16 protein-coding genes are annotated in these 18,168 nt (G+C 66.4%); 5 read left to right on the forward strand and 11 right to left on the reverse strand.

Going from position 1 to position 18,168, the window contains the following annotated elements:
- Positions 1 to 13: 13 nt before the first annotated feature.
- Together FHU31_RS19780 and FHU31_RS19785 are read right to left on the reverse strand one after the other, a co-directional pair.
- Entirely contained in the window at positions 14 to 385 is a 372-nt protein-coding gene (locus tag FHU31_RS19780; RefSeq protein ID WP_167161718.1) for a DsrE family protein, read from the reverse strand.
- Between the two features lie 61 nt (positions 386 to 446).
- Positions 447 to 2,000: an HD domain-containing phosphohydrolase gene (locus tag FHU31_RS19785; protein ID WP_167161720.1), complete on the reverse strand. Its 1,554-nt coding sequence runs from the start codon at positions 1,998 to 2,000 to the stop codon at positions 447 to 449.
- Positions 2,001 to 2,450: 450 nt separating this feature from the next.
- Between FHU31_RS19785 and clpX the strand changes: the two genes are divergently transcribed.
- The gene (gene clpX / locus FHU31_RS19790; protein WP_090353296.1) at positions 2,451 to 3,731 is read left to right on the forward strand and encodes an ATP-dependent Clp protease ATP-binding subunit ClpX; all 1,281 of its coding nucleotides are present in this window, start codon (positions 2,451 to 2,453) and stop codon (positions 3,729 to 3,731) included.
- 104 nt (positions 3,732 to 3,835) lie between these two features.
- On the opposite strand, the gene fdhD is transcribed toward clpX, so the two are convergent.
- Positions 3,836 to 4,693: a formate dehydrogenase accessory sulfurtransferase FdhD gene (fdhD, locus tag FHU31_RS19795; RefSeq protein ID WP_167161722.1), complete on the reverse strand. Its 858-nt coding sequence runs from the start codon at positions 4,691 to 4,693 to the stop codon at positions 3,836 to 3,838.
- Positions 4,681 to 7,026 carry an FdhF/YdeP family oxidoreductase gene (locus FHU31_RS19800; protein WP_167161724.1) on the reverse strand — a complete coding sequence of 782 codons (2,346 nt, stop codon included), beginning with the start codon at positions 7,024 to 7,026 and terminating at the stop codon, positions 4,681 to 4,683. The genes fdhD and FHU31_RS19800 overlap by 13 nt, the downstream gene beginning before the upstream one ends.
- 101 nt (positions 7,027 to 7,127) lie before the next feature.
- Between FHU31_RS19800 and FHU31_RS19805 the strand changes: the two genes are divergently transcribed.
- Entirely contained in the window at positions 7,128 to 8,057 is a 930-nt protein-coding gene (locus FHU31_RS19805; protein ID WP_167161726.1) for a LysR family transcriptional regulator, read from the forward strand.
- A gap of 32 nt (positions 8,058 to 8,089) precedes the next feature.
- On the opposite strand, the gene FHU31_RS19810 is transcribed toward FHU31_RS19805, so the two are convergent.
- The gene (locus tag FHU31_RS19810; RefSeq protein ID WP_167161728.1) at positions 8,090 to 9,565 is read right to left on the reverse strand and encodes an HNH endonuclease signature motif containing protein; all 1,476 of its coding nucleotides are present in this window, start codon (positions 9,563 to 9,565) and stop codon (positions 8,090 to 8,092) included.
- A 217-nt stretch (positions 9,566 to 9,782) separates the two neighbouring features.
- Here FHU31_RS19810 and FHU31_RS19815 point away from each other — a divergent pair, with 217 nt between their 5' ends.
- Positions 9,783 to 11,957, forward strand: a complete 2,175-nt coding sequence (locus tag FHU31_RS19815) for a glutamine synthetase III family protein (RefSeq protein WP_167161730.1) — start codon at positions 9,783 to 9,785, stop codon at positions 11,955 to 11,957.
- A 117-nt stretch (positions 11,958 to 12,074) separates the two neighbouring features.
- Here FHU31_RS19815 and FHU31_RS19820 read toward each other — a convergent pair whose 3' ends face one another.
- The gene (locus tag FHU31_RS19820) at positions 12,075 to 12,962 is read right to left on the reverse strand and encodes a universal stress protein (RefSeq protein WP_167161732.1); all 888 of its coding nucleotides are present in this window, start codon (positions 12,960 to 12,962) and stop codon (positions 12,075 to 12,077) included.
- A gap of 248 nt (positions 12,963 to 13,210) precedes the next feature.
- Positions 13,211 to 14,944, reverse strand: coding sequence for an aminotransferase class V-fold PLP-dependent enzyme (locus FHU31_RS19825; protein ID WP_167161734.1), 1,734 nt, complete (start codon positions 14,942 to 14,944; stop codon positions 13,211 to 13,213).
- A gap of 126 nt (positions 14,945 to 15,070) precedes the next feature.
- Here FHU31_RS19825 and FHU31_RS19830 point away from each other — a divergent pair, with 126 nt between their 5' ends.
- Positions 15,071 to 15,439, forward strand: a complete 369-nt coding sequence (locus tag FHU31_RS19830) for a carboxymuconolactone decarboxylase family protein (protein WP_167161736.1) — start codon at positions 15,071 to 15,073, stop codon at positions 15,437 to 15,439.
- Positions 15,440 to 15,501: 62 nt separating this feature from the next.
- Here the strand turns inward: FHU31_RS19830 and FHU31_RS19835 are convergent, their stop codons facing one another.
- On the reverse strand, positions 15,502 to 15,828 hold the full coding sequence (locus FHU31_RS19835; protein ID WP_167161738.1) for a DUF202 domain-containing protein: 327 nt from the start codon (positions 15,826 to 15,828) through the stop codon (positions 15,502 to 15,504).
- The gene (locus tag FHU31_RS19840; RefSeq protein WP_234901533.1) at positions 15,825 to 16,094 is read right to left on the reverse strand and encodes a DUF202 domain-containing protein; all 270 of its coding nucleotides are present in this window, start codon (positions 16,092 to 16,094) and stop codon (positions 15,825 to 15,827) included. The genes FHU31_RS19835 and FHU31_RS19840 overlap by 4 nt, the downstream gene beginning before the upstream one ends.
- 254 nt (positions 16,095 to 16,348) lie before the next feature.
- On the opposite strand from FHU31_RS19840, the gene FHU31_RS19845 reads away from it, so the two are divergent.
- Positions 16,349 to 16,969, forward strand: coding sequence for a DsbA family oxidoreductase (locus tag FHU31_RS19845; protein ID WP_167161742.1), 621 nt, complete (start codon positions 16,349 to 16,351; stop codon positions 16,967 to 16,969).
- A 45-nt stretch (positions 16,970 to 17,014) separates the two neighbouring features.
- On the opposite strand, the gene FHU31_RS19850 is transcribed toward FHU31_RS19845, so the two are convergent.
- Positions 17,015 to 17,350, reverse strand: a complete 336-nt coding sequence (locus tag FHU31_RS19850) for a rhodanese-like domain-containing protein (protein WP_337789559.1) — start codon at positions 17,348 to 17,350, stop codon at positions 17,015 to 17,017.
- Entirely contained in the window at positions 17,347 to 18,078 is a 732-nt protein-coding gene (locus tag FHU31_RS19855; RefSeq protein WP_167161744.1) for a peroxiredoxin, read from the reverse strand. Before FHU31_RS19855 ends, FHU31_RS19850 begins: the two co-directional genes overlap by 4 nt.
- Between the last annotated feature and the right edge of the window lie 90 nt (positions 18,079 to 18,168).

The following is an 18,168-nucleotide window of genomic DNA, read 5'->3' on the forward strand; positions in this document are numbered from 1 at the left end:
TCGGCGCGCCGCGTCAGTAGCTGAACGTGGTGGCACCCTCGCCGATCCACTCCCACAACTGCACGGTGCCGCCGGCATCGGCGCCGTCGACGAACGTGTGTGGGTCCAGATGCTTGGCCTGAATGCAGATCGGGCACACCAGGTAGCGTCCGCCCGCTTTCTCGTAGCGCGCCATGAGCTCCGATAACGCCGGGCACCCGTCACAGGCGGTGCCCACCGCCACCCCGGGCACCACCAACCGCACCGCTTCCTTGGTCAGGAACATCATGGTCGGCCGACCCGATTCGGCGGCGCCGACGGCGACCAGGAAGGCCACCGTCACGCGTTCGGCATCCTCCAGACCGGTGGTCAGGCTGATGGCGGCCTTGTTCATCGTGTGATTCATCAGCCGATCGTGTCGCGACCCGACGCCCGGGCACATGGGGCTTTTGCCCCATTCGTGCCCCCTATCCGGGGTTGGCCAGCCCATGGCGCAGCGCGTACATGCTGGCCCCGATGCGGTTGGACACCCCGATCTTGGCGTAGGTGCGCTCGACGTGGTTGCGCGCGGTCTTCTCGCTGATCACGAGCGTCTCCGAGATCTCCTTGTTCGACGCACCGCGGGCGACCAGACGCAGGACATCGACCTCGCGCGGGGTGAGACCGTCGGGGCGGCCGCGGGGTCGTTCGGCGTGATGGCCGGCCGCATGCAGCACCGCCTCGACGGCCACCGGGTCGAGTTGGCCGGCGCGCACCCGTGCGCGCAGCCGGCGGGCCGCCGACGCCGGGGTGAACGCTTCGCGGTACGGCCGGGGTTCGCAGCCGGACTGGTAGGCGACCGCCGCGGCCAGCACCCGGTCGGGCAGGCCCAGGGCGGAATCGGGTAGCCCACGCGGATATCCCGATCCGTCCAGGCATTCGTGGTGATTGCCGGCCAGTTGCGCGACCTGCGCCAGCCCGCGCACCTGGCTGAGGATCCGCACCGTCAGATAGGGGTGCAGACGTACGCGTTCGAACTCGCCGGCGGTCAGCGGGCCGGCTTTGGACCAGATCTGATTGGACACCCCGATACGTCCGAGGTCGTGGACGTGCCCCGCGCGCCGAGTGAGGGCCACTGCGGCGGCGTCGAGACCGGCCGCCGCAGCCGCATCGCCGGCCAGTGCCGCCACCGCCCGGGAATGGCCGAGCGTGAACGGGCACTTGAGGTCGACGAAGTCGCCCAGAGCCGTCAGCAGCGTGTCCACGCCGCGCTCGTCGAGGCGCTCATGCCGGTCGGGCGCTTCGTGCAGCGCTGCCTGCCACGCGTCCCCGGCCACCGGCGGGGCCAGGATCGCGTCGGGGTCGCGGGTGAACGCATCGACGAGCCCGGGGTCGAACTGGCCGCCGCGACGTGTGGTCGCCACGGCGACGGCGCCCGCCACCCCGCCGGTGCGGTGATGCACCTCGATCACGTCGGCCAGCTGGGCGATCCGCATCTGGATCGGGATACCGTCGCCGCGCACACCCGCGGGCATCCCGCCGCCGTCGTAGCGTTCGAAGGCGAACGTCAGCGCGGCCTGCACATCGGGTCCCAGGCCCAGCCGGTCGGCGAGCAGGACCGCCGAGGTGCAGTGCGAGTGGATCATCGCGGACAGATGTCCGCGCGCATTGATGAGCAGCGTCGCCATCACGTTCAGGCGGTGGACCAAGGGCTCGCCACGGGCGATGTTGGCCATCAAGAAGCGCATGAACGGGAGCCCGGCGTTGTCCACCTGGTAGGTGTCCCGGCGCACGGCGATGTCATCGCCGAACCAGCGCGCGTACTCGTGCGAGTCGGCGTGACAACCGATCCACATGATCAGCGTCGTGTAGTAGATGCAGTCCCGCTCGGTGCGGCTCAGACCCAACCGGTCGGAGAGCCTGGTGGCGATCAGGGCGGAGCGCAGCATGTGCTCGCCCGGCTGCCCCAGCCCCAGGTCGACCGCAACCGACAGGGCAGCGAGCAGCTCGGCACGGCTCGGTGTCTCGGCCGGCGCAGCCATGCGCCGATTATGCAGTCAGCCGACGACCGCGGTGCGCTCCGTGCGCGTCTGCGTCCGCGTCCGTGGGTGTGCCCGGTGGCCGTGGGGCCACGGTGGAGCAAGGGAAAGGTGCTGCACATGAGGCTCGGGCCGTCGTCGGCGGGGCGAATATCCGCATGTGCCGGTGGATGCGCACGGTATCGTGGACAGCGGCAATGACACCTGCGACGACTGCGTTTCCATTACACCGGCGACACGCCAGGGACACGGTCCGCGCGCCGACAGGTGCGGAGCCGCCCGGAGGGATATGTTCTCCTCCACGCGAACAAATACCACCCACGCGATTCGGTCCTATCGGTCGCAACGGGACGCAGCGAACGGGTAGCGTCGGGTGAACACCCGGAGTAACCCAACGAACGGTGTGACAAGCGGTGTGACAACCGACGGCAACAGGAAGTAGGACGCACCCAGATGGCGCGCATTGGAGACGGCGGTGACCTGCTGAAGTGCTCGTTCTGTGGAAAGAGCCAAAAGCAGGTGAAGAAGCTCATCGCGGGTCCCGGGGTGTACATCTGCGATGAGTGCATCGACCTGTGCAACGAGATCATCGAGGAGGAGCTGGCCGACGCCGACGACGTCAAACTCGACGAGCTGCCCAAGCCCGCGGAGATCCGCGAGTTCCTCGAGGGCTACGTCATCGGCCAGGACACCGCCAAGAAGACGCTCGCCGTCGCGGTCTACAACCACTACAAGCGCATCCAGGCGCAGGAGAAGTCGCGGGACTCCCGGGCCGAACCGGTTGAGCTCGCCAAGTCCAACATCTTGATGCTCGGGCCCACCGGCTGCGGCAAGACCTACCTGGCCCAGACGCTGGCCAAGATGCTCAACGTCCCGTTCGCCATCGCCGACGCCACCGCGCTGACCGAGGCCGGCTACGTCGGTGAGGATGTCGAGAACATCCTGCTCAAGCTGATCCAGGCGGCCGACTACGACGTGAAGCGCGCCGAGACGGGCATCATCTACATCGACGAGGTCGACAAGATCGCCCGCAAGAGCGAGAACCCGTCGATCACCCGCGACGTGTCCGGCGAGGGCGTGCAGCAGGCGCTGCTGAAGATCCTGGAAGGTACGCAGGCCTCGGTGCCCCCGCAGGGCGGCCGTAAGCACCCGCATCAGGAGTTCATCCAGATCGACACCACCAACGTGCTGTTCATCGTCGCAGGAGCGTTCGCCGGTCTGGAGAAGATCGTCTCCGACCGGGTCGGCAAGCGCGGCCTGGGCTTCGGCGCCGAGGTGCACTCCAAGGCCGAGATCGACACCCAGGACCACTTCGCCGAGGTCATGCCGGAGGATCTGATCAAGTTCGGTCTGATCCCGGAATTCATCGGCCGTCTGCCGGTGGTCGCCTCGGTGACCAACCTGGACAAGGAATCGCTGGTGCAGATCCTGTCCACGCCGAAGAACGCCCTGGTGAAGCAATACACCCGGCTGTTCGAGATGGACGGTGTCGAGCTGGAGATGACGCCGGAAGCGCTGGACGCCATCGCCGATCAGGCCATCCACCGCGGCACCGGCGCCCGTGGGTTGCGCGCCATCATGGAAGAGGTGCTGCAGCCTGCCATGTACGACATCCCCAGCCGCGACGATGTCGCCAAGGTGGTCGTCACCCGGGAGACCGTGCAGGACAACGTCCTTCCGACCATCGTGCCGCGGAAGCCGCCGCGGGCCGAGCGTCGCGACAAGAGCGCCTGACCCGCTTTAGGTTTCACCCCTTCGAATCCGACGAAATGGCTGCGTTCCACACCGGAACGCAGCCATTTCGCCGTTCAGCAGACGACCATCGGGTCGGTGAGGGTTCAGCCCACCCGGTCCGGCCGGGTGTACACGTTCATCGATTCGCCGCGCAGGAACGCCACCAGGGTCAGCCCCGCCTGCGCAGCCAGATCCACCGCCAACGACGACGGAGCCGAGACGGCGGCCAGGATGGGGATACCGGCCATCACCGCCTTCTGGGTGAGTTCGAAAGAGGCCCGTCCGCTGACCAGAAGGACATTGCCCGACAACGGGATCCGCCGGTTCTCCAGCGCCCAGCCGATGACCTTGTCGACCGCGTTGTGCCGGCCGATGTCCTCGCGGACCGCCAGTTCGCTGCCGTCGGTACCGAACAGTGCGGCACCGTGCAGGCCGCCGGTGCTGGCGAACACCTTCTGCGCCTTCCGCAGCCGGGCCGGTAGCGCGCTGAGCACCGCCGGTGTGACCGTGGTCGGATCGTCACCGGGGGAGTGCCGGCTGACCAGCCGCACCGCCTCCAGCGAGGCCTTCCCGCACACCCCGCACGAGGAGGTGGCGTAGAAGTTGCGGGTCAGGTCCACGTCCGGCGCGGGTACGCCGGCGGCCAGGGTCACGTCGAGGACGTTGTAGGTGTTCACGCCGTCCTCTTCCGTTGGGCTGGAGCGACGCGACTCGGGGGTGGTGCGAGCGCCCTGGCAGTACCGCACGGTGGCGATGTCGTCGCGGCCGGAGATGATGCCCTCGGTGAGCAGAAACCCTTGCGCGAGTTCGATATCAGAGCCAGGAGTACGCATGGTGACGGTCAGGGGCGCACCGTTGACGCGGATCTCCAACGGCTCCTCGACGACGAGGGTCTCCGGCCTGGCCACCACCCCGTCGGCGTTGCGGTGACTGATCCGGCGCCGCGTGGTTACCCGGCCCATGGACTCGACTCCGGTTCTGACCTGAGTTCCAGCCTGACCACCACGGCCTTGGACACCGGGGTATTGGATCTGGCGGCAGTGTGGTCCAGGGGCACCAGGGGATTGGTCTCGGGATAATAGGCGGCGGCGTTGCCCACCGGGGTGGAGTAGCCGACCACGCGGAAGTCCTCGGCCCTTCTCTCCTGAAGGCGTCCTTCGCCGTCGGTGAACTCGGAGATGAGGTTCACCCGGGCGCCGTCGTGCAGGCCCAGTGCGGCGATGTCGGCGGGGTTGACGAACACCACCCGGCGGCCGCCCTTGACTCCGCGGTAGCGGTCATCGAGACCGTAGATGGTGGTGTTGTACTGGTCGTGGCTGCGCAGCGTCTGCAGCACCAGCCGGCCCGGCGGCACCGGCACCCATTCCAGCGGATACACCGAGAAGTTGGCCTTGCCTGTGTGGGTGGGGAATTCGCGTGAATCGCGGGGTGGGTGAGGCAGCTGGAACCCGTCCGGTTGCCGCACCCGGGTGTTGTAGTCGGCGCACCCGGGCACCACCGCGGCGATGGCGTCCCGGATCAGGTCATAGTCGGCGTTGAAGGCCTCCCACTCGACGGGGTGCGCGTGGCCCAGCAGGGCGCGCGCCAGTTGGCAGACGATGGCGACCTCGCTGCGCAGCTGATCGCTGGGTGGGTGCAGGTTGCCGCGCGACAGGTGCACCATCGACATCGAGTCTTCCACCGAGACCAGCTGCTTGCCGCCCTGCTGGAAATCCTTGTCGGTGCGGCCCAGCGTCGGCAGGATCAGCGCGGTGCGGCCGCGCACCAGGTGGCTGCGGTTGAGTTTGGTCGAGATCTGCACCGTCAGTGCACAATTGCGTAACGCGGCCTCGGTCACCGCGGTATCGGGGGTGGCCGAGACGAAGTTGCCGCCCATCCCGATGAAGGTTTTGGCGTGCCCGTCGCGCATGGCCCGGATACCGTCGACGGTGTCGAGACCGTGTTTACGCGGACTGCTGATACCGAACCGGGCATCGAGTGCGGCCAGGAACGTCTCGGGCATCTGCTCCCAGATGCCCATGGTGCGGTCGCCCTGGACATTGGAGTGCCCGCGCACCGGGCACACTCCGGCACCTGGCTTGCCGATCATGCCGCGCATCAGCAGTAGATTGGTGGCTTCCCCGATGGTGGCCACCGCGTGGTGCTGCTGGGTCAGGCCCATCGCCCAGCAGATGACCGTGCGCTGGGAGCGCACGAAACTGTCGGCGATGCGGTGCAACTGGTCGGCGTCGATTCCGGTGGCGGACAGCACCGTCTGCAGGTCGACCTCGCGGGTCTGGCGCTCGTACTCTTCGAACCCAGCGCAGTGACCGGAGACGAACGCGCGGTCGACGACGGTGCCCGGCGCCCGGTCCTCGGCTTCGAGCAGTAACCGGCCCAGACCGGCGAACAGCGCCATATCCCCGCCGATACGGATCTGGACGAACTCGTCGGCGATGGGGATGCCGTGCCCGACGACCCCGCGTACCTTCTGCGGGTCCTTGAAGCGCATCAACCCGGCCTCGGGCAAGGGATTGATGGCGATGATATTGGCGCCGTTGGCTTTTGCCTTCTCCAGCACCGAAAGCATGCGTGGATGATTGGTGCCGGGGTTCTGCCCGGCGATGACGATCAGGTCGGCGTGTTCGAGGTCATCGACGGTCACCGAGCCCTTGCCGATGCCGATCGAGTCGACCAGCGCGGTGCCCGAGGATTCGTGACACATGTTCGAACAGTCCGGCAGGTTGTTGGTGCCGAAGCTGCGGACCAGCAGCTGGTAGAGAAACGCGGCCTCGTTACTGGTGCGGCCCGAGGTGTAGAACAGCGCCTCGTCGGGGGAGTCCAGCGCGTTGAGCTCCGCGGCGATCAGCCGGTAGGCGCTGTCCCAGTCGATCGGCTCGTAATGGGTGGCCCCGGGGCGCAGCACCATCGGCTCGGTGAGCCTGCCCTGCTGGGACAGCCAGTACTCGGGCCTCTCGGACAGGTCGGCCACCGAGTGCCGGGCGAAGAACTCCGCGGTGACGCGACGTTTGGTGGCCTCTTCGGCGACGGCCTTGGCGCCGTTCTCGCAGAACTCGGCCAGCTTGCGTCCGCCGTGCTCCTCGGGCCACGCACAGCCCGGGCAGTCGAAACCGTGCCGCTGATTCAGCCGGGTCAGCGCCGCGGCGGTACGCAGTGGACCCATCTGCGTCAGCCCGCGCTGCATGCTGACCAGCACGGCCTTGACCCCGGCGGCTTCGTGTTCGGCGCCGGTCACCCGGACATCGCGTTCGTCGTACGTGGCATCGACGTCACGGCCGTCCTTGGCGAGGGTCATATCTCCAATCTAATCCCCGAGAACGGCCGCTGCGCCGAATGAAGGTGGGTTGGTATTCGGTATTTGACATGCGGTGATAGCGAACGTCTATCGTGTTTTTGATGGCGAGTGATGTGTTGCTGCAACACCTGGATTACCTGCTGGCCCTCGCCGCCGAGCGCCACTTCGGGAGGGCTGCCGCGCGCTGCCACGTCAGCCAGCCGACGCTGTCGGTGGCCATCCGCCGCTTGGAACGCGATCTGGGCATCGTCATCGTGCAACGCGGCCGTCGCTTCGAGGGCTTCACCGAGGAGGGCAAGCGCGTGGTGGCCTGGGCCCAGCGCATCATCGCCGAACGCGATGAGATGTTGGCCGACCTGGAACGGATGCACGGGCGGCTGACGGCCACCGCGCGGTTGGGCGCGATTCCTACGGCGGTGCCGGCCAGCCCGTTCATCACCGCGGAGTTCCTGCGCCGCAACCCGGCCGCTTCGGTCCGTATCGAGGCGCTGTCGTCGCGGGAGATCGCGCGGCGGTTGGCCGATTTCGAGATCGACGCCGGGCTCACTTATCTCGATGACGAGGCCCCGCCGGGCACGCGGTCGGTGCAGATGTACCGGGAGCAGTACGTGCTGGTGGCCCCCGCCGACCATCGGCTGATGGCCGAACCGGAGGTGACCTGGGTCGATGCCGCCGACCTTGAGCTGTGCGTGCTGACGACCACGATGCGCAATCGCCGCATCCTCGATGCCAACATGGCCGCCGAGGGCATCCGTTACCGGCCCGCGGTCGAAGCGGACTCCGTGGATGCGCTCTACGCGCACTTGACGCATTCGGGGCGGGCCACGATTGCCTCCACCGCGTGGCTGCCGCAGCTGGGCGTGCCGCCGGACTTCGCCGCGCGGCCGATGGTCAAACACGGCCCGAGCCCCGCGATCGGGTTGGTCGTGCTCGACCGCGCCCCGGCATCGATTGTGGCGGCTGCCCTCGTTGCCGTGGCCGAGGGAATCGATCTCGGCGCGCGGATCGACGCCGCGGCGCGATCGCTCTGAGTCGCGGCCCGCGGGCCAGGCGGGCCGCCCACTCAGGGTCCGCGCGTTCCCGTGCCGCCGTCGGCGTGGTCGGTGTCGTGCTCGGCAAGCCCTGGCTTGCTGCCTCCCGTTGTGGGCGCCGCCGTCCGTCCGCGCGGAGATTGCGGTTCCTCCTCGACGGGTCTCAGGAGCAGTTCGGGCCGATGCGCATAGTTGATCCGCTGTTGGCCGTTGTCGAGCCACGGCGGCGCCTGCCATTCGACCTCGCCGCGACCGTTGATGGTGGTGGTGTAGCCCCCGTCGCGGTGCACCATGCGATTGTCGGGCCCACACGCCAGCGCCATGTCGTCCACGTTGGTGTTGCCGCCGTGTGCCCAATCAGCCACCGCGTGATGCGCTTCGCTGCCGTAGGCGCCGACGGTGCAACCCGGTTTGGTACAGCCGCCGTCACGCGCGATGAGCATGATCCGTTGGGCCCGTGACGCGGTCCGGCGGGCACGGAACAGGGCGAGGGCCGATCCGGTGGCCTTGTCGAAGACGGCCAGGTGATGGTTGGCATGTGAGGCCATCCGGATGACGTCCTTGACCGGAATCTTTGTGCCGCCACCAGAGACGCCGATCCCGGCGCGCGATTCCAGATCCTGCAAGGTGGTCCGGATGATCACCGACACGGGTAATCCGTTGAGCTGGCCGAGATCACCGCTCATCAACGCCATCCGGCCGATGACGATCATGGCGTCGTGCTGACGCTGGGCCAGGGTGCGGTGGTCGTTGTCGATCTGGGCTTGCGTCGGGGTGCCGGAGATGCACGGTTCGCCGTCCGCGGGGTTGCACATCCCCTGCGCCGCGAATTTGGCGAACAGCACCTCCCATACGACTGACGCCTCGGGATTCAAATCGCCCGTCACCGACCTCATCGCGTCGCGGCCCTGCTTGCCGAACACGACCCCACGCTTGCGTTCGCGTTCGGCGTCGTCTGGTAGAGGTCCGTCCTGATCGAGCAGGAACAAGCGCAGTTCGGCGGTGTCTTTGAGTTCTTTGGGGCCCACGCCGGTGGCTATGCGCACCATATCCATCTCGAACTGTTCCCGGGTGGTCGCGTCGACGAATCCCGGCAGGCGATCGATGACATCCCGTAGGACGTCGACGTGGCCGCCGTTGATGAGCCCGGCGGCCTGAGCGGCCGCGACGGCGGCCAACGCCGGCTGCAGCGTTTCACCCGTCAGCGAACGGCGCGGTCCCAGGTCGGCGGCCGCTGCCAACCGGCGGCCGGCCTCGGCGGTGGAAAGGCGCCAGCGGATCCGCAACACAGAGTTCCACGTCGCCGCGCCCAGTTCTCCTGGGGTGGTATCGGCCTGCAATTGCGCCAGCATGCGATGCATCTGGGAGGGAAGCCGGCATGTGAGTGTCTCGTACTCGTCCAAGACCGCCATCAACTCGGCGTGGGTGAGCGCCTCGAAGTCGCTGGCGGCGAAGGCTTGGTAGGCAGCATGTAACGCGGCCACCGCCTCGACCGCTCCCTTGTGCATATATCGAACATATGTGCGAACACCGACAAAACCCGCGAGTTTGTGGTCAAAGAAACCGAAGTGAAGCAGTAGATCAGAGTGACTCGCGAGCAGGTTGAGCGCAGAGTGCCCGTCCACCTGTTACATCTAAATCGCGTCCTTGACGCGCACGTAACAATTCCGCCATCGAATCTTCCTACCGTGGGTCGGTCATGCACGAGCGGCGATAGGAACTCCATTGAGCGGTAATGCGGCACGCCTGAAGGCGATCACCAGCGTCGAGGCCTACGAGCCCCCGGCCTTCAGCTTCGACCCCACCGAAGAACCCGGCGAGATCTTCGGTTCGAACGTCTTCACGCTGGCCGAGATGCGGTTGCGGCTGCCGAAGTCGGTGTACAAGTCCGTGGTGGCGACCATCGAGAAGGGCGCCAAGCTGGATCCCGCGGTGGCTGACTCCGTCGCCTCGGTGATGAAGGACTGGGCGCTGTCCAAGGGCGCCACCCACTACGCGCACGTCTTCTACCCGATGACGGGGCTGACCGCCGAGAAGCACGACAGCTTCCTGGAGCCGGTTTCCGACGGCCAGACCCTGGCCGAGTTCGCCGGTAAGACGCTGATCCAGGGCGAGCCCGACGCATCCAGCTTCCCCTCGGGCGGCCTGCGCAGCACCTTCGAGGCGCGCGGCTACACCGGCTGGGACGTCACCAGCCCGGCGTACATCCTGGAGAACCCGAACGGCAACACGCTGTGCATCCCGACGGTCTTCGTCTCGATGACCGGCGAGGCCCTGGACTACAAGACGCCGCTGCTGCGCAGCCAGCAGGCCATGGGCGCCCAAGCCGAGCGCATCCTGAAGTTGTTCGGGCACAAGGATTTCGACCACATCGTGTCGTTCTGCGGCCCCGAGCAGGAGTACTTCCTGGTCGACCGGCACTTCTTCCTGGCCCGTCCGGACCTGATCAATGCGGGCCGCACGCTGTTCGGCGCCAAGCCGCCCAAGGGCCAGGAGTTCGACGACCACTATTTCGGCGCCATCCCGGACCGGGTGCTGGGCTTCATGATGGATACCGAGCGTGAGCTGTTCAAGCTCGGCATCCCGGCCAAGACCCGGCACAACGAGGTGGCACCAGGCCAGTTCGAGATCGCTCCGATGTTCGAGCGGGCCAACATCGCCGCCGACCATCAGCAGCTCTTGATGACGACCTTCAAAACCATCGCCAAGAAGCACGGCATGGAGTGCTTGTTCCACGAGAAGCCGTTCGCCGGCGTCAACGGGTCGGGCAAGCACGTGAACTTCTCCCTGGGCAACGCCCAGTTCGGCAGCCTGCTGGTGCCGGGTGACACCCCGCACGAGAACGCCCAGTTCCTGGTCTTCTGTGCCGCGGTCATCCGCGCCGTGCACAAGTTCGCCGGCCTGCTGCGGGTCTCGGTGGCCTCGGCCACCAACGACCACCGGCTCGGTGCCAACGAGGCCCCGCCGGCGATCATCTCGATCTTCCTCGGCGACCAGCTCGCCGACGTGTTCGAGCAGATCGCCAAGGGCGCGGCCACGTCGTCGAAGGGCAAGGGCAGCATGATCATCGGCGTCGACACGCTGCCGGTGCTGCCGACCGATCCGGGCGACCGCAACCGCACCAGCCCGTTCGCCTTCACCGGCAACCGGTTCGAGTTCCGCGCACCGGGCTCGGGCCAGACCATCAACGTGCCGATGATCATCCTCAACACGATCATGGCCGACTCGCTGGACTACATGGCCACGAAGCTGGAAACCGCGGTCGCCGCCGGCGAGGAGTTCGACACCGCGGTGCAGACGCTGCTCACCGAGATCATCACCGAGCACGGCGCGGTGGTGTTCAACGGTGACGGGTACTCGGACAACTGGCAGATCGAGGCGGCCGAGCGTGGCCTGCCGAACCTCAAGACCACGATCGACGCCATCCCCGAACTGATCAAGCCGGAAGCCATCGAGGTCTTCGAGAAGTACGGCGTCTTCAACGACCGCGAGTTGCACAGCCGCGTCGAGGTCCGGTACGAGACATATGTGCTGACCGTCAACGTCGAGGCCAAGCTCACGCTTGAGGTCGGCTCGACGGTGGTCCTGCCCGCAGCCATCCGTTACCAGACGGAGTTGGCCTCGAACGTCGCGACGCTCAAGGCCGCCGGCCTCGAGCCCGATCTCACGCTGCTGCAGTCGGTTTCGGCCCCGATCTCCGAGCTGACCGCTGCGCTCGCGGCGCTCAAGACGGCGATGGGCGAGCACGGTGGCGAGTCGGCGGCCGAGCACGCCGCCCACGCGCAGAGCCTGCTCCCGTTGATGGACGCGGTGCGCGCCGCCGCGGACACGCTGGAAGGTGTGGTGGCCGACGACCTCTGGCCGCTGCCGACGTACCAGGAGATGCTCTACATCCTCTGACGTCTCGTTCTCCGAACGTCGAGTTGCCGCCGATCACCGACGACAACTCGACGTTCGGACGTCGTGCGGCCATGTCTTGCCCTGCTGGCTCCGCGTCGATCCCGTTGTTGCGCGACGCTATCGAGGCATTCTGGCGACGATCACAGGGATCTGCGCGGCGTTCACGATTGCCCCACTGACCGAGCCCAGCAGCATGCCCGCGAATCCGCCGCGGCCGTGGCTGCCGACCACGACAAGCTGAGCCGTCTCCGCTTGTTCGAGCAGCCGGGGTGTTGGTCGATCGCTGACCACGATCGGGTGCACGCTGACATCTGGATACCGTTCGCGCCATCCCGCAAGCCGTTCGGCCAGGGTCTCCTCTTCACTGACCTTGAAGTTTGCCCATTCGATCGGCGCCCGACCGAACGCCCCGAAGTCCAGAGGGCCCATGTCACTCCAGGCGTGCAGCGCGACCAGTCCCACGCCGCGGCGGGAGGCTTCGTCGAAGGCGATTTCGGTGGCCAATTCTGATACCGGCGAGCCGTCGATACCGACGACGACGGGTGCCTGAGATGACGTTGTGGTGGGCGGATCCTCATCGTGGATGACGGCGACCGGGCAATGCGCGTGGTGCACGAGGTTGGAGCTGACTGATCCCAGCAAGGCACGGGCCACCGCGCCCTGGCCCCGGCAACCGACCACGACCATGTCGGCCTCTGTCGAGAGGTTGACCAGTGCGGGCACGATGGGGGCTTCGACTATCTCGCTGTCTATCTGCAGGTCTCCCCTTCCGGCGGCGGCCTCGACGGCAACCTTGTGGGCGTCCTGAATGGTTTGGCGGGCATGGTCTTGCGACATTTCGGGAGTTACCGTCAGTGGCCACCAACCTGGGGGGACCGCGTGCACCAACCTCAGCGCGACGTTGCGCATCGCGGCGTCTCGAGCGGCCCATTCGACCGCCGCGGTCGAAGACGCCGACCCATCGACGCCAACAACTATTCCGAGGTGCTGATCATGTGGCGCCATCGGCGTCTCCTTCTAGAGGTGCTCAACCCCGCCAACTGACGCAGGTTATGACCGACGAGTCGTCCGGCCTGCCCCTGACGTTAGGTAATCGCCGCGCCGCAGTGATGGGGTCCTTGGTCCCCAATCAGTGAGCACTACGACTCGATTCCGGGTTCTCGACGCGCCCTGCCAGGCGAGTTGGGTGGGTCAGCCAATCACCGTGGCGTTTGTTGACGGGGTCGAAAAGTTCGGCCGGTCGGCTCTGGGGTTCACTGATCGGCCAGAAGGCACTGCTGGGGGAGCGGGAACCAGCGCAGTGATTCGAAGTGTGCGGGCAGATTGGTGATGCCGTCTGCTATTTCGTCGGGGCGGGTGTCGAGCAGGGCCCGGGCCTCCCTGAGGTGATCAGTGAGGTACTCCACGCCGAGAGTGCCGCTTTCGGACGGGCACCGCAAGGTGCCCGCATCGTCGTAGACGACGTCGGTGAGTCGAAGCGGGGGCCGAGCCGGACCGTTCCGGTGGCGCCAGAGGCCCGTGTCCGGATGGAAGACATAATCGGGCAGCAGTCGGTGGCCGTACCGGGCAATCAGTTCGACGGCCTCGATCAAGTACTCTCGGACGGTCTCGGAAATGAAGTAGTTGAAGTTGATTCGGGTCCAGCCGGGTTTGATTCCCTCACACCCCAGCGCGATTTCGTCGCGGTAGGCGCGGGAATGTTGAGTGTCGATGGTCAGGAGCCGGTGCCCGTAGGGGCCGGCGCAGGAGCAGCCGCCGCGGGCTTGAATCCCGAACAGGTCGTTGAGCACGGCTACGACGAAGTTGTGGTGTAGGTATCGCCCGGCGCCAGAACGAATTCGAAACGAGACGATGGACAGTCGTTGCGCATCGGGGTGTCCGAGGATTTCGATGCGCGGGTCGGTCTGCCAGCGATCCAACGCCCGGCACCACAGTCCCTGTTCGCGCTTCTCGATCAGGTCGGTACCCACCGCCTCCTTGAGTGCGAAAACCATTCCAGCCCTGATTGACTCGACAATGGCCGGGGTACCGCCCTCCTCGCGGGCGATGGGGTCATCGAGGTAGCGATGTTCGGTTGCGTCCACGAATGCCACCGTTCCGCCCCCTGGCGCAGTGGGCACGGCATTGCGTACCAGTTCACGGCGCACCACCAGGACTCCGGGGGTTTGAGGCCCACCGACGAACTTGTGCGGAGACACGAAGATCGCGTCCTTGTGATCACCGCGGTTGAATGCGCTGTCCCGCATCCTGATCGGGACGTACGGGCCGGCAGCGGCGTAGTCCCAGAAGGACAGCGCGCCGTGTTCGTGTAGCAGTGCGGCGATCCGGTCGGTGTCTGATAGCACCCCGGTGACGTTGGAGGCGGCGGAGAAGCTGCCGATGCGCAGTCGACGATCCTGGTATTGGATGAGCCGTTGCTCGAGTTGGCTCAGGTCGATGTGGCCGTCGGCGTCTTCGTCGATCACCACCAGGTCCGCGATGGACTCCCGCCAGGGCAGCTCGTTGGAGTGGTGTTCGTAGGGGCCGATGAAGACCACCGGTCGTTCCTCGGTGGGAATTTGTTCGTCCCAGCGGTAGTGCTGGGCCAGCGTGGACGGAACGCGCAGTTCGAGGATGTCGATCAGCTTGTTCACCGCCGCCGTTGCCCCGGACCCGCAGAAGATCACCAGGTCGTCCTCGGTGCAGCCGACCGCATCGTGGATGATCCGGCGGGCGTCTTCCCGCAACAGCGAGGTCTGCAGACCGGTTCCGGAGCTTTCGGTATGGGTGTTGGCGTAAAGCGGCAAGACGCGCTCGCGGATGAAGTCTTCGACGAAATCCAGCGACCGCCCCGAGGCTGTGTAGTCAGCGTAGGTGATCCGCCGGCGACCGTAGGGTCCGTCGAGGACGGCGTCATCGCCGATCACCCCGCGCCGGATTCTCTCGAGCAGCGGCGACGTGGGTAATGGTGCCTCTGAGGTTCCCCCGCCCACTGTCCTGGCGGTCATGTGGTCGCCCTCTTCTCGGGTTGCGAATCGACGCTGTCCACCCTCCCAGTGTGGATCCAGTCCGGGGACCACACCAGGGTCATAATGCTCTGCTGCTTCCTGCCCCGTGCGCCTATGTTGGGGCGCATGACAGATCATGATCACCCCTCCGTTGTGCTCGATGAGCTGAAGCCGCAGCATCGCGCACTGCGGCAGATGATTCCCGAGGTCTACGACGGCTTCGGTGCGCTGAGTCGGGCGTCGCTGGGTAGCGGCGCAATCGATGCGAAGATCAAGGAACTGATCGCGATGGTGATCGGCGTCGTCGAGGGCTGCGACGGGTGTATCGCTTCGCATGCGCGAGGTGCGGTTCGCGCGGGTGCCACCAAGCAAGAGGCGGCTGAGGTCATCGGTGTCAGCATCATGATGCACGGCGGGCCGGCCACCATTTACGGCGCGCGTGCCTACGCCGCCTTCTGCGACTTCGCCGACGCTCGCGAGGGTCAGCCGACGTGACGGGGAATGGTCAAGCGGGCCAACTGTTTCACTGATGGCGCGCAGTCGCCAACGGGTCGTCTTCAGGCGAGCAGTAACTCGGCGCCGACACCGATCGTCACGAGCACCAGCACCAATGTCACGCCGGGCACCATCATGCGGGACAGCGGCGTGCGTCCGGTCCGGACGTTGCCCACCACCCGGCGATACCGTTGCGGGACGAGGATCACGACGCCGATGGCGGCGACCGCTGTGAGCAGCAATGCGGGCCACGATGGCAGGCGGTGCTGGTGCAAGTGCTCGCGCATCAGCAACGCGCCGACGGCGATCGCCCCGATTCCGGTGCGCTGCCAGGCGAGCGCGGTGCGCTCGGCTTGCGCGCCGACGTCCACGAGTTCGGAGTCCGTCATGTGCCGGTTTCGGCCAGGAAGATCATCGCGGCCGCTCCCGCGATGATGATGGCCACGCCTGCGACCATGATCTTGGGAAGTGGATCCGTTGGCAGCGAGCGATTTTCACGCAACGCACGCTCGGTGCGGTCCCACCTCACATAGGCGCCGATCGTAACGGCCAGCGACATGATCAACAGAAATCCGGTGATCGAGACCCGCAATGGCCGCGGACCGAAATCGTGCACGAAGCTGGCCAACGCGACCGCGCCCGCGAGCAGCGCCAATCCCGTGCGTACCCACGCCAGAAATGTCCGCTCGTTGGCGAGGGTGAACCTGTAGTCCGGGTCGGTTCCGATCGTCCGCAATGGTGGCCTGCGCCGCAACATCAGGTACCGCCGCCTCTCGTGTGGTGACGCCCGGGAACCCGGTGACGTCGTGCGGTTTGCGCCGGACGAGTCTAACCGGGCGGCGATCGACGACGTGGGGAACTGCGAGATGCCATCGACGGCCTGGTGGTCGGCCGGGTACCGTCGCCGCTATGCACACCGTGGAGGTATTCGCCGACGTCCTTTGTCCGTTCACCCACGTCGGGCTGCGCACACTGGTCGAGCAGCGCACTCGACGCGGCCGCACCGAACCTCGGCTGCGCATTCGGGCCTGGCCGCTCGAACTGGTCAACGGGAACCCGCTCGACCCACACCACATCGCCGCGGAGATCGTGGCGCTGCGCGCATCGGTGCGCCCGGACCTGTTCGCGGGCTTCTCTGTCGAGACCTTCCCGACGACATCGATGGCCGCGTTCGCGCTGACGGCCGCGGCGGATCGCACCGGTGATCCCGCGGTGGTCGAGGAGGTCGGCCTCGCGCTGCGCAACGCGGTGTTCGAGGAGGGCCTCGACATCGGGCGGCTTGACGTCATCGAACCGATTGCCGACGGCTTCGGCCTGGACGTGCTCGACGGGCAGGACACCGCCGCCGCGGTCCACGCCGACTGGGCCGAGGGACGCGCCCGCGGTGTGGTCGGCTCACCACACTTCTTCGCCGAAGACGGCGGGGACTGGTTCTGCCCCAGCCTGGCCATCAGTCGCGATGACGTCGGAAATTTCGTCATCGCCTGGAAGCAGGGTACGGACGCATTTCTGGAACGCGTCCTCAGCTGAGCCCGAACGGCTTTCGGCGGGCGGGCGGCACGACAGCGTTGCCGATCAGATGACGGTACCGGCCGTGCCGTCGTCGCGAATCACCGGTTGCCCGGTCTTCTGCCAGGCCGTCATACCGCCGGCGAGGTTGTAGACGGTCACCCCGGTCGCCGCGAGTTTCATGGAAGCAGAACGGGATCTGCCGCCCGAGCGGCACACCGCGACGATCGGTGTGGTGGTGTCGAATACGTGCGTGTCGAGGTCGCCGAGTCGGACATGGACGGCACCGGGCGCATGTCCGGCCGTCCATTCATCGTCCTCGCGAACGTCGAGCAGAATGGCGCCGGACCCGCCGACGAGACCCATCGCTCCGATCGGATCAACGTCTACGACATTCATCATGAGTTACCTTTCACTCGGATTGCCGCCTCGATGTCTTCGGCGGGGATCTCTTTGGTGCAGAAGAACCAGTCTTCGCAATGTAACCCTTCGACTGGTTCGGACATCCGCTCGGCGGCGGTGCCGCAGGAGCCTGCGGTAGGCACGATGACCGGCTCGCCCGGGCGCCAGTCGGCTGGTGTGGCGACCTCGAAGTGGTCTGCGGTCTGCAGGGCCTTGACGACGCGAAGCAGCTCGTCGAAGTTGCGGCCGAGACTGAGCGGGTAGTAGATGACGGTCCGGATCGTACCTTCGGGGTCGATGACGAAGACGGCTCGCACCGCCTTGGTCGAGTCCTCGCCCGGCATGATCATTCCGTACTTCTGGGCGATCGTCATCGACACGTCCTCGATGAGCGGGAACGTGACTTCGACGTCCTTCATGTCTCGGAAGGTGATCTTCTCCTTGATCGTGCGTAACCAGGCGATGTGGCTGTAGAGCCCGTCGACCGACAGGCCGACCAGCGCGGTGTTGTAGGCCGCGAACTCCTGTTGCATGGATGCGAAGGTCATGAATTCGCTTGTGCACACAGGAGTGAAGTCGGCGGGATGGGAGAAGAAGATCACCCACTTGCCGGCGTAATCGGCGGGAAAGTCGAGCGTGCCCTGCGTCGTTACTGCGGTGAAGGCCGGGGCCGCTTCGCCGATGCGCGGTAGGCCGGCAACGGGAGCGGGTGCCTCTGGTGCGGTCACTGTGAGCCCTCCTAAGGTTCGGTGAATACACACCCAATGTATACCCCTAGGGGTATCAAATCGGGCGCGATGACTGGTGAATCACAGACC

Source organism: Mycolicibacterium fluoranthenivorans, assembly GCF_011758805.1.
Taxonomy (GTDB): Bacteria; Actinomycetota; Actinomycetes; order Mycobacteriales; family Mycobacteriaceae; genus Mycobacterium; species Mycobacterium fluoranthenivorans.

Coding starts and splice junctions, on each gene's coding strand:
- clpX (WP_090353296.1), top strand. CDS start 2,451: ATGGCGCGCATTGGAGACGGCGGTGACCTGCTGAAGTGCTCGTTCTGT.
- FHU31_RS19820 (WP_167161732.1), bottom strand. CDS start 12,962: ATGGCGCCACATGATCAGCACCTCGGAATAGTTGTTGGCGTCGATGGG.
- FHU31_RS19780 (WP_167161718.1), bottom strand. CDS start 385: ATGAATCACACGATGAACAAGGCCGCCATCAGCCTGACCACCGGTCTG.
- FHU31_RS19805 (WP_167161726.1), top strand. CDS start 7,128: ATGGCGAGTGATGTGTTGCTGCAACACCTGGATTACCTGCTGGCCCTC.
- FHU31_RS19835 (WP_167161738.1), bottom strand. CDS start 15,828: ATGACGGACTCCGAACTCGTGGACGTCGGCGCGCAAGCCGAGCGCACC.
- FHU31_RS19825 (WP_167161734.1), bottom strand. CDS start 14,944: ATGACCGCCAGGACAGTGGGCGGGGGAACCTCAGAGGCACCATTACCC.
- FHU31_RS19800 (WP_167161724.1), bottom strand. CDS start 7,026: ATGACCCTCGCCAAGGACGGCCGTGACGTCGATGCCACGTACGACGAA.
- FHU31_RS19785 (WP_167161720.1), bottom strand. CDS start 2,000: ATGGCTGCGCCGGCCGAGACACCGAGCCGTGCCGAGCTGCTCGCTGCC.
- FHU31_RS19845 (WP_167161742.1), top strand. CDS start 16,349: ATGCACACCGTGGAGGTATTCGCCGACGTCCTTTGTCCGTTCACCCAC.
- FHU31_RS19830 (WP_167161736.1), top strand. CDS start 15,071: ATGACAGATCATGATCACCCCTCCGTTGTGCTCGATGAGCTGAAGCCG.
- FHU31_RS19850 (WP_337789559.1), bottom strand. CDS start 17,350: ATGATGAATGTCGTAGACGTTGATCCGATCGGAGCGATGGGTCTCGTC.
- fdhD (WP_167161722.1), bottom strand. CDS start 4,693: ATGGGCCGGGTAACCACGCGGCGCCGGATCAGTCACCGCAACGCCGAC.
- FHU31_RS19810 (WP_167161728.1), bottom strand. CDS start 9,565: ATGCACAAGGGAGCGGTCGAGGCGGTGGCCGCGTTACATGCTGCCTAC.